Annotated in this window: 13 protein-coding genes and 2 tRNA genes; 12 read left to right on the forward strand and 3 right to left on the reverse strand. The window is 32.4% G+C overall.

Annotated features, from left to right (window positions below):
* Positions 1–8: 8 nt before the first annotated feature.
* A complete protein-coding gene (gene pta / locus CCY99_RS03430; protein ID WP_112060016.1) occupies positions 9–1,007 on the reverse strand; it encodes a phosphate acetyltransferase in 999 nt (332 codons plus the stop codon).
* A 551-nt stretch (positions 1,008–1,558) separates the two neighbouring features.
* Here pta and CCY99_RS03435 point away from each other — a divergent pair.
* From CCY99_RS03435 to CCY99_RS03450, 4 genes are all read left to right on the forward strand, one after another.
* Positions 1,559–1,649, forward strand: a tRNA-Ser gene (locus CCY99_RS03435).
* Between the two features lie 261 nt (positions 1,650–1,910).
* Complete coding sequence (locus CCY99_RS03440) at positions 1,911–2,378, forward strand: hypothetical protein (protein ID WP_112060017.1); 468 nt, start codon at positions 1,911–1,913, stop codon at positions 2,376–2,378.
* 12 nt (positions 2,379–2,390) lie between these two features.
* Positions 2,391–2,654 carry a hypothetical protein gene (locus CCY99_RS03445; RefSeq protein ID WP_112060018.1) on the forward strand — a complete coding sequence of 88 codons (264 nt, stop codon included), beginning with the start codon at positions 2,391–2,393 and terminating at the stop codon, positions 2,652–2,654.
* Positions 2,655–2,718: 64 nt separating this feature from the next.
* Positions 2,719–2,940, forward strand: coding sequence for a hypothetical protein (locus tag CCY99_RS03450; RefSeq protein ID WP_112060019.1), 222 nt, complete (start codon positions 2,719–2,721; stop codon positions 2,938–2,940).
* A gap of 298 nt (positions 2,941–3,238) precedes the next feature.
* Here CCY99_RS03450 and CCY99_RS03455 read toward each other — a convergent pair whose 3' ends face one another.
* Entirely contained in the window at positions 3,239–5,023 is a 1,785-nt protein-coding gene (locus CCY99_RS03455; RefSeq protein ID WP_112060020.1) for a hypothetical protein, read from the reverse strand.
* A gap of 399 nt (positions 5,024–5,422) precedes the next feature.
* Here CCY99_RS03455 and CCY99_RS09685 point away from each other — a divergent pair, with 399 nt between their 5' ends.
* From CCY99_RS09685 to CCY99_RS09460, 4 genes are all read left to right on the forward strand, one after another.
* On the forward strand, positions 5,423–5,716 hold the full coding sequence (locus CCY99_RS09685; protein WP_220092228.1) for a hypothetical protein: 294 nt from the start codon (positions 5,423–5,425) through the stop codon (positions 5,714–5,716).
* Between the two features lie 2 nt (positions 5,717–5,718).
* Positions 5,719–5,943, forward strand: coding sequence for a hypothetical protein (locus tag CCY99_RS09690; RefSeq protein WP_220092229.1), 225 nt, complete (start codon positions 5,719–5,721; stop codon positions 5,941–5,943).
* A gap of 750 nt (positions 5,944–6,693) precedes the next feature.
* On the forward strand, positions 6,694–6,981 hold the full coding sequence (locus CCY99_RS03470) for a hypothetical protein (protein WP_112060022.1): 288 nt from the start codon (positions 6,694–6,696) through the stop codon (positions 6,979–6,981).
* Between the two features lie 7 nt (positions 6,982–6,988).
* Positions 6,989–7,132, forward strand: coding sequence for a hypothetical protein (locus CCY99_RS09460; RefSeq protein WP_181646817.1), 144 nt, complete (start codon positions 6,989–6,991; stop codon positions 7,130–7,132).
* 427 nt (positions 7,133–7,559) lie between these two features.
* Here CCY99_RS09460 and CCY99_RS03475 read toward each other — a convergent pair.
* Positions 7,560–7,650, reverse strand: a tRNA-Ser gene (locus tag CCY99_RS03475).
* Between the two features lie 26 nt (positions 7,651–7,676).
* Between CCY99_RS03475 and CCY99_RS09315 the strand changes: the two genes are divergently transcribed.
* From CCY99_RS09315 to CCY99_RS03490, 4 genes are all read left to right on the forward strand, one after another.
* Positions 7,677–7,910, forward strand: a complete 234-nt coding sequence (locus CCY99_RS09315; RefSeq protein ID WP_146744930.1) for a hypothetical protein — start codon at positions 7,677–7,679, stop codon at positions 7,908–7,910.
* Between the two features lie 117 nt (positions 7,911–8,027).
* On the forward strand, positions 8,028–8,258 hold the full coding sequence (locus CCY99_RS03480; protein WP_112060023.1) for a hypothetical protein: 231 nt from the start codon (positions 8,028–8,030) through the stop codon (positions 8,256–8,258).
* Entirely contained in the window at positions 8,242–8,409 is a 168-nt protein-coding gene (locus CCY99_RS09860; protein WP_258443271.1) for a hypothetical protein, read from the forward strand. The genes CCY99_RS03480 and CCY99_RS09860 overlap by 17 nt, the downstream gene beginning before the upstream one ends.
* A 335-nt stretch (positions 8,410–8,744) precedes the next feature.
* Entirely contained in the window at positions 8,745–9,539 is a 795-nt protein-coding gene (locus CCY99_RS03490; RefSeq protein WP_112060024.1) for a phosphoadenosine phosphosulfate reductase family protein, read from the forward strand.
* The last annotated feature ends 147 nt before the right edge of the window (positions 9,540–9,686 follow it).

Raw genomic sequence — 9,686 nt, forward strand, 5'->3', positions numbered from 1 at the left:
TATTTATTTTACTTTGTTGCTTGAATGGCAGTTATTGCGACTGCTCCAACTATATCCTTGCTATTGCAACCGCGGCTTAGGTCGTTTATCGGCTTTGTCATTCCCTGTGTGATTGGTCCATAGGCTTCAGCTTTTGCTAGTCTTTGAACCAACTTGTAGCCGATATTTCCAGCATCAATATCTGGGAAGATTAGCACATTGGCATTTCCTGCTATTTTAGAATCTGGAGCTTTTGATTTTCCTATCTCAGGGACAATTGCTGCATCAAGCTGTAATTCGCCATCGATTTGTAAATCTGGGTCTTGATTTTTTGCGATAGCTAATGCCCTTAATACTTTTTCTATTTTTGGGTGCTCTGCACTGCCATAAGTCGAGTGGCTAAGAAGTGCTACTTTAGGCTCTTCTCGCATTAATTGCCTAAAACTTTTCGCCGAGGAAATTGCAATTTGTGCGAGTTCTTCATCGCTTGGGTCTTGGATAAGCCCACAATCGGAGAATAAAAATATCCCACTACTACCATATCCTAACCCAAAGTTGCAATTAGGCACAATTATCACAAAAAAGCTAGAAACAATCTTTGTATTTTCCGCTGTGCCTATGATTTGCAATCCAGCTCGAATAACATCAGCAGTCGCATTAATCGCACCTGCGACCATTCCATCGGCTTTATCATCACGCACCAATGCTGCACCAAAATAAAGCGGGTCGTTTAGCAAGAGATTTCTAGCCTTATGCTCGTTCATTCCCTTATGTTTACGCAATTTTATAAACATTTCTACATATTTATTTGTTAAATCGCTATTTTTTGGGTCAATTATTTGAACCTTATCTGGATTATCAATTTTTTTTGCAATCTCATTTTCATCACCGATTAGAATAATATCCGCAAAATCATCTTTCACAATGATATTTGCAGCTTCTATCGTCCGCTTATCAACACTCTCAGGTAAAACTATCGTTTTTCGAAACTCTTTCGCTTTTCGCTTTAGATTATTTACAAAATCCATTTTTCCCCCTTATAATTTTATAGTTTGTAATGAATGATAAAATAAAAATAGCAAATAATGCAAATAAAAATTATTAATAATGGATTCTTGTTTGTATTAAAGTGTATAAATTTCGCGTAAAAATCTAATATTTAGATTTTTTTTGCTAGAATTAGCGACTTGAAATTTAAAATTTTCAAGTTTAGTAAGATTTTGGCAGAGATTTAGCGAAATTTCAACAAAAACTTTGCCTATTGCAAAGATGAGTTTTACTAGTTTCGCGAAGTAAACACCTTAGATTCTCGAATTTTGCTTTAGCAAAAGTATTTGTAGCTTTAAGGATTTGACAAGAAAGCTTCGCTTTGAAAGGGCAAAATCCTTTGTCCCAAAGACTAGCGTGGCAAGGAAACTTCGCTTCGCTTATTTTGGAGTTTTAAAACAAACGAGATTCTACTTCCCTTCTCGATTTTTAGACGAGGTCTAAATAATCGTAGCTTTAGGGTGTTTAAGAGGGCAACGCCCTCCATCGCAAGGACGAATTTTACTAGTTTCGTGAAGTAAGAAATCTTAGTGGACCGGTGGGTGAGTTGGCTTAAACCACATCCCTGCTAAGGATGCGTAGTCGCAAGATTACCGAGGGTTCGAATCCCTCCCTGTCCGCCATACTTTTTAATACTTATATCAATCAATTTAAAGCTTTTACATAAGATTAATTATTAGAAAACTAAGGGTAATTTAGCCTAGTTTTTTGGAATTACAATTTTCTTACAAAACTACATTAAAAAATATTTATTTTCTACTTTTTTCTATGCCATTCCCTGTATATTGGGTGAGTTGAGTAGCCAAATATAGAATTTAGGATATAATTAATTTAAAGAATTTATTTTATATTAATTTAATTTATTAAAGAAAGGGGAAAGAAATATGTTAAAAAGAGTATTAGTATTATTGGGCGTTTGTGGATTGTTGGTTACTTTAAGTGCAGATATGGATAGTTATTATAAAACACAAGAAGAGGCAGCAAAAAGACTTCAAAAAGAACTTGATGAGTTGGAAGCAAGAAATAAAGCTAAAGGTAAAATGCTTGATGAAATGACATTAGATGAGGGTAGACCACCATTTAGTGTTAAATATCTTTATAATAACAAACTTTTAACTGGTTGTATGTTGGTTGAAGGGGAAAAAGAATATAAGAAGTGTTTAAAAGGTGAAGTTAAAGCATATAAGGATAGAACCACTAATTCAGAAACATATCTAACTAGAGAACAATGGAAAGCAAAATATAATTTAGAGCCTGAAGATACTTATTTTTGTCGCTCAATCAATAAACAACTAAATAAAGAAGACTATTTAAAGCAATATAAAAAGGATAGATGTAGTTTGTTTTATTAAGAGATTAGCATTATGAGTGATAGGGAACTTAAAGTATTTATATTAGGCAAAATCCTTGTAGATTTATTAGGTGAAAAAGAGGCTATAGCTGATTTGGAATTGTTATATGAACGACACCCTGAAATGTTTAGAGATAGGGAAGAAGTCGCAGAAGTCATTGAGCGAGTTATTAATGAGCCTGAAATTGTTATGAAAAATCCACAGAACAAAAGAGATGATGAGATTTTAGTAGCAAAAATGTTAGATGAGCGTAAAATGGGAGATGTAATAATATAAGAATTACAACGAAAAAACTACTATTTTCCATGTGAATAAAAAAGGATTAAGAGATTTTAGGAGATTGCAGAGAAAAGCAATCGATGGTGGAGACGCCCTCTCTCTCCACACAGCAGGACAAGCCTACACGGGCGCGAATGTTGCATCTAGTGCACTTTCATCGACTGCTAATATATCTGATAAATCAGACAATAATATTATATCACAGGATAATCAAAAAGAATCTATTAAGCCTAAAAATTCCAAGAAAGTTGGCTTTAACCTAGCAAATAATAAACCTAAATGATTAAAGCGATAAGCTTAGTATTAAAGAAAGGGAAAGAATTAATATTTTAATAGAGTTTCCAAGCTCTGTAATATAGCATTATTACAAACCTATAAAATCCTATAAATAGATATAAAAACCTATAAGTTTCAGCTTTAAAACCATACATTGTAGGCTAACTTATAAACTAACTATTCCCAAGCTCTGTAACACATCTTTAAAACCACGCAATATAGGCTAATCCATAAAAGCAAATTTAAACTTTTTTACATTTTATGTGAATCTTTACTTTAGATTCTACTTTTACACTTTTGCTAAACTATCTTCTATTAAACCTTTTATGGATTGTTCTAGGTTCAACATTTCTTCTATTGCTTTTATCTGTCCATCGCATTCTATAATCGGCGATTCTTTTAATTCCCAGCTTATGGAGTGCGTTAGAGTGCAGAAGCACCTTATCCCCGATTTTACTTGTTGCCATATGCCATAAGGGCAATACTCGCAAATGGTTTCTATTGGTGGTAGATTGTTTTGATGTAATTGCTTTATTAGATTTGATTGGTATATTTTGTTTGTGTTGTGTTGTGTTAGCTCTCTCATTTCTATCCTTTGTTTTGAGTTTGATTTTATCTACATTTGCAATAAGCTCACTAGAATCTATTAAGCCATATTTATATAATAATCTTAAATCCTTTGTTAGATAATGTAATTTCTTAATTGTTTCTTTTGAATAATTAGATTCTTTAGTATGTGTATCGATACTATTAAAAATAAATTGCTTTTTAGATTCTAGATTTGCTTTTAGCTTATCTCTAGCTTGAGATAGAGAATCTAATATAAATGATTGTTTTTTAGCATCAAATATCTCATTTTCATTTAAAAAATTCAATGTTTTAGTTATTTGTGTAATGGAATTAATATAATGATATAGATTGCGTTTTGTGGATTTAGAAAGTATTAGAGTATGTTTTATAGAATCTTCGCTTAGATTCTCTATTTTTTGCTTATTTGCCATAATGAATCTAAGATTCTCAATATCATTTTTATTTAAAGTGCTATTGTTTTTTTTAAACTCCAAATAATCCTTATAATATTTAATTTGATTTAGCAAACTAAGAGAGCTAGTGTTTTTAATACTATAGTTAAGTTTATCAATGGATTTTAATAATTTCTTTTTAGTTGTGTGGAGTTCTTTTATACGCTCTAAATATGTTCTATACTCAATATTTACTTGCTTAATCTCATTTATTTTTGCAAAAAATGCACTATTTATATTATCTTCTTCTTTGAATATATCTAAAGACTTTTGAATCTCTTTTCTTTTAGTTTCTAAACTATCAATCTTTGCTTGTATTTTTGGAATCTTATCTTGTATATTATTTAATTTTTTAGTGCTTGAACTTAGATTCTTATAAAAAGAATCTTGCACATAAGATAGCTCTATTTCTTTAGTTAATTTCTCTTGTAAATCTATACAATCAATCTTATTATGATTTGTAAATTTTTTAGTAGTATGGTAGCAATTAAGATTATCTTTAAAATCTTCTCGTAATTGAAAGAAAAAGTCTTTAATATGAGTTTTAGATTTAAAATGTAGTTTTTTATTATTGAATTTATTATTTTTATTTAATAATACATGAATGTGTGGTTTGTTTTGATGGATATGTGGAACTAAAATATATTTATATTCTATAAAATTTTGTTGCATAGTATCGCTTACTGATTTTAAAATATCATCAATACTATTTTTATTATCATTCACACTAAATACTAAATGCCAAGCTTCTTTTGCATTCTTTTTAAAACTATAATCATATTGCCAATTATTAAGAATCTCATCAATACTTTTTTGTTGATTAAACTCATCTATACAATAATCATTATTTGAATTATTTACAATGTAATTTATGCAATTTTTAATACCACTTGAACCAAGATTTGATATTAACTTTACTAATACTTGAGATGATGGATTTTTATTATTGTTTTGTGAATAATTATAGCTTAGTGATTTTAATATATTTGGAAAGTTTGGAGCATTTTTTGTGAATCTATTTTTATGAAATTCTTCAATAAAATAATCAAGTTTAGCAATATCACTCAATTTTTTTTCCCTTTCTTCAACTTAAGTTTATTAACCAGACAAACTACATAGAAGAAAGGAAAGAAATTATATAAAAAAATATGCTAAAAATCTATAAAAAAGCATAAAAATAAAAAATTAGTAGAAATTAGCAGGATAACCCTTTTGTCTGACAAAAGTTAGCATTTTATGGCTTGAAAAGCCCTATATTACGAAGTAAAATGCTATTAAGGGGATAAAATAGATAAAAAAGAAAATTATTATAGATTTTATGATTAATAAATATCGTAAAAAATATTAATATTTATTTTAAAAGAATGTCAAATGAAAATCGAAAAATACTTATTAGGCATATTTGATAACTTAGATGAAATGGCATTGTTTGTTAAAATTAAAAAAGTAATTGGCTAAAGAGATTTTATGGCAATTTATAATATCGAATATTTTTTCTCAAATTCAGGCTCTAGAAATGAAGTTAGAACAAGGGTGATAAATATTTTTCTAAAAGAATTGGCAGGAAAGGGAAAAGGTAGTTTGCAAACAAAATATTTTTATTTTATTGAAAAATTAACATCGGGTAATAGAATTTATTTAGAAAGACCTGCTAATTTGCATAATGGTTTTGATTTTTTAATAAATGTTGAAAATGTAAATTTCTCTAAAACAGCTAAAGTAAAAATAATCCTGCACATAATAATATTTTTGATGATTTAAAAATGAAAAAACAAGAATCTCTAGAAAAATATGAAAAATTATATTCATTAATCTATGAAGTTTACGAATGTAAAGAAATAAAAGACAATATCGATTTAAACTTTAAAAATGGTTATCCTGTAGATTTAATTTTAAAAGTTTTAAAATGGTTTTTCATAGAACAAGATATTCGTTATTGGAACTATTCGGGGAGAGAAATGTTTATGGCAGGTGTTCCAAAGCCTTAATAATTCCTAATTAAATATTCAATAATTTTACCTATGCTATTGTCTTTTATTAATTGCACTAAGTCCAAATTTTTAAATTTATATTTGCATTGTGAGTTAGGGTGAGGAGGGGGGAGATTGGGGAATGACCCCCCCCCATAGCCTAAAATCAAATTCAAAACCCCCGCTTTCTTTTTAAGCCTCTTTCGTTTTAAATTTATTTTTTGCAAACGCCTTAGATTCTAGCCCCTTAAATTTTGAAGTGGGCTTTTTCGTTTTGGGATTTTGTTTTTTTGGGCTTGGAGATTTTTGGGATTTCTTAAAGTTTTACTGCCACACTTTTTTAAGGTTACTGCCCCAAAATGCAAATTTACCTTAAGCTTAATTTCCCACTCTCACACTATAGGCACTTTCAAGCCAAAAAAGTAAGTTTAATAGTTACTCCGACCCTTTAAACCTTAAGCCAACTCCCACTAAAAGACCCATAATCCAAAGTCATTTATGAGATAGAGCCACGCCTATTTTGATAGGAAAGCCCTGCTTCACTCGTTGGCAAGGAAACTTCACTTCGTTTGTTTTCAAGGAAACTTCGTTTTACACGAAGCTAACGCTTTGCACTTTTGCACTCACAATTTTTCCCATGTCCCCATTGCAACCACAAGGTAAAATCCACCCCAAAACCCAGCAAAAAACAATTGCTTTTAGTAGATTTTCCAAAAAATCACAGCAAAAACTCCAAAGTCAATACTCCAAAAATAGCGATTTTTCATAATGTGGGGTGGTGAGGCACAAAAAGGGGAGGCTAAAGGGTATGAGAGGCTAGAATGTGGTGAAGTAGAAACGCCAAAAGGCGGACAAAGTCGTATAGAGGGGTGTGTGGCTAGAAATGTGCGTGGTGATGGTAGTGAAAAATGTCGAGTGTGTGGCGGTGGAAAGGCAGACAAAGGGAATAAAAGCGAGTCGGTGAGGCGTGTGGCAAAAAAGATGTGGCACGGAGGACAAGGAGACAAAGCGAGGCGGCGTGGAAAAGGAAAAAGGGGCGTAAAGGTAGAAATGTAGCGAGATAATGGCAAAACGGCGAGGTGCGAAATATGGGCGGTGTGCGGGAAATAAAAAGGTATGTGGCGTAAAGGGTGAAGTCAAAGAAGTGGCAACTAACGAGGAATTCTCGTTAGTTGAAGTGGTAAATAAAGCACTAAAAAGTAGCTAGGTGCTTCAAAATGCACGAAGCTTTATTTATAATCAGCTATAAATGCATTGAAAATAAGGCACAAGAATCCTTTTTGATGACGAAGTAATCTCCACCGCCCATACTATTTTAACACTAGAAAATATAAGCGTGGGTGAAATAATCTTTATAAATAATATAGCTTGTGAAGTTTATAAGAATTAACAAATTTTATAAAAACTAATTAAGCTAAGCTGGTTTCTCATTTTTTTAGTGAAGTTAATAAACGAAGCTTTAGGACGAAATATCGGGCGGGGTGAAGTTTCCTTGTTACTATCATTTGCCAAACTCCCCCTTGCAATACTAACCAATCAAGCTTTTTATGTTTAAGGTCAGGGGAGATTTACTTAATTTACCTATGGTGCTAATTGCAAGGGGCAATTTTCCTATAGAATTTCCTTTAAAATAATGGCAGATAGGGAGAGATTCGAACTCTCGGTAGTTTTAACAACTACACTTCTTTAGCAAAGAAGCGGTTTAATCCACTCACCCACCTATCTTTAAGTAGCACCCTAGCTTTTGGAGATTGCATAGCTCTCTAGGGTTTTATACAAGAAACTTCGCTTCGCTTGTTTTACTAGAGAGTAAAGTTCAAACGGGCTTACTTGGGATTCCGCCAGAATCTGTCTTTCGCCATTTTATGATTCTAGCTACAAATAAGGACATCATTGCCCGTCCCCCATATCATTGGGTAGCCCATAATATATTATTATGGTTACTATGCTTAGTCTTATGCTTACCATTGCAACATTTAGCATAATGGAGTCAAAGCTATCCGCTAAAGACTAAGCACGAACGAAATATATAAAAATCCAAATTCCAATAAAAGGTCGGTAGTTTTTAGTATAATTTGGCAAGATTTTTACAAGGAAAACCTATGACTTTAATAATTGAAAATGTAAAAGATGAGTTTGTGCCTAGCTTTAAAGATTTAGCGAAAACTTCTAAGGCAAAGCTAAGGGTTACAGATAGCCTAAGCCCAAAAGACGCACAGAATCTAAAAGAAATTTACAAAAGAAGCCAAAAAGGGGATTTAGAGCTTTTTGAGATTGGCGAGGCAAAGCAAAAAATGGATAGCTTTTTAAGCAAATATGAAAATTCTATTTAGTGATAATTTTCTAACCCAGCTTGAAAATATATTAGATTTTATCGCTAAGGATAGCCCAAAAAGGGCGATTGAGTTTAATAGCTCTTTATTCCAAGCTATCGAAAATATCTATCCAATGCCCCTTGAGAATTCCGCCAAAATAGAGAGCTAGGCGATAAGAGCGTTAGGGATTTAATATTTAAGGGCTACATTGTCCCATTTATCATTCAGGGTGAGTTTATTGAGATTCTAGGAATCTATAAAAGCAATTCTTGGAAAGCCCTTTAGTCTTTAGCAGTAGTTCGGTATTACCGAACAGCTCACATAACACCCCAGCTTACTTACATAAATAACACACTTCATTAAGGTCTGCGTCCTCGCATTCAAATAATTTAGGCGTGGAATCTAGCTCTTTAAAAAAGCCTAACCCAAACCACAAAATCAACCGCCCTTTTATTGGAATCCACTTTTTTATATCTTTAAAAAAAATTCTTTTAAGGATATGCTATGACAATCTCAAAAATAAGCGGTGGGCGAGATTCTACGGCGATGACCTTGCGATACTTAGAGCTAGGGAATGATATTGATTTTATCATTTTCTGCGATACTGGCTGGGAGTTCCCCCTAATGTATGAATACATAGACAAAGTAGATTCCTACTTGCAAAAGCGATTTAATAAGAAAATTATTCGCCTTGATGAATCTAAGACAATAGAAAAATGGGCGTTCGAGTTGCCAATCACAGAGGGCAAGTATCAAGGACATACTAGAGGCGTCCCACGCTTAAATGGTATCGATTACTGCACTAGGGAGACCAAGATTCACAGCACAGAGAGATTTTTAAAGGAAAATTTACATAGCTTAGAGAAGTTTCGTAATGAAATGCTTATAGGCTACACCTATAACGAAGTGGCACGAGGTCGCAAAACTAATGCTAGGTATGGGATTAGCGTGTATCCGCTTTTTGAGTGGAAGTGGAATGAGCCTGAGGTAAATGAGTATTTAAATAGCATTGCCCTAAATAATCCGCTTTATCGCCATTTTAATCGCACTGGGTGTTTTATATGCCCTAAGCAAAGCAAAACTAGCTTGTATAATCTGTGGAAGCATTATCCCAAAGAATGGCAGAGGGCTAAGGATTTTGAAGCTAGGTGTGTTAAAGAAAATTGCGTTTTACAAAAATTCAAATATACAAAATCATTAGAGCAAATCGAAGCCGAATTTAAAGAGCTAGATTCCACACCAAAGCTATTTGAATGCGAGGATGCAGACCTTAACGAAGTGTGTTATTTATGCCGATAGGGAGAGGGTGTTATTGTGAAGTTGTTCATGTAAAACAAACGCAGTGTAGTTTATTATCAATTAAGCAAAATAGTTTTATAATTTTGTCCAAGCAAGGTAGTCGATGGAGTTTGGGGAGATTTTCTCCCCTCCAAGACATCTTTTAGG

Origin of the sequence: Helicobacter sp. 16-1353 (assembly GCF_003288815.1) — a bacterium.
Taxonomy (GTDB): domain Bacteria; phylum Campylobacterota; class Campylobacteria; order Campylobacterales; family Helicobacteraceae; genus NHYM01.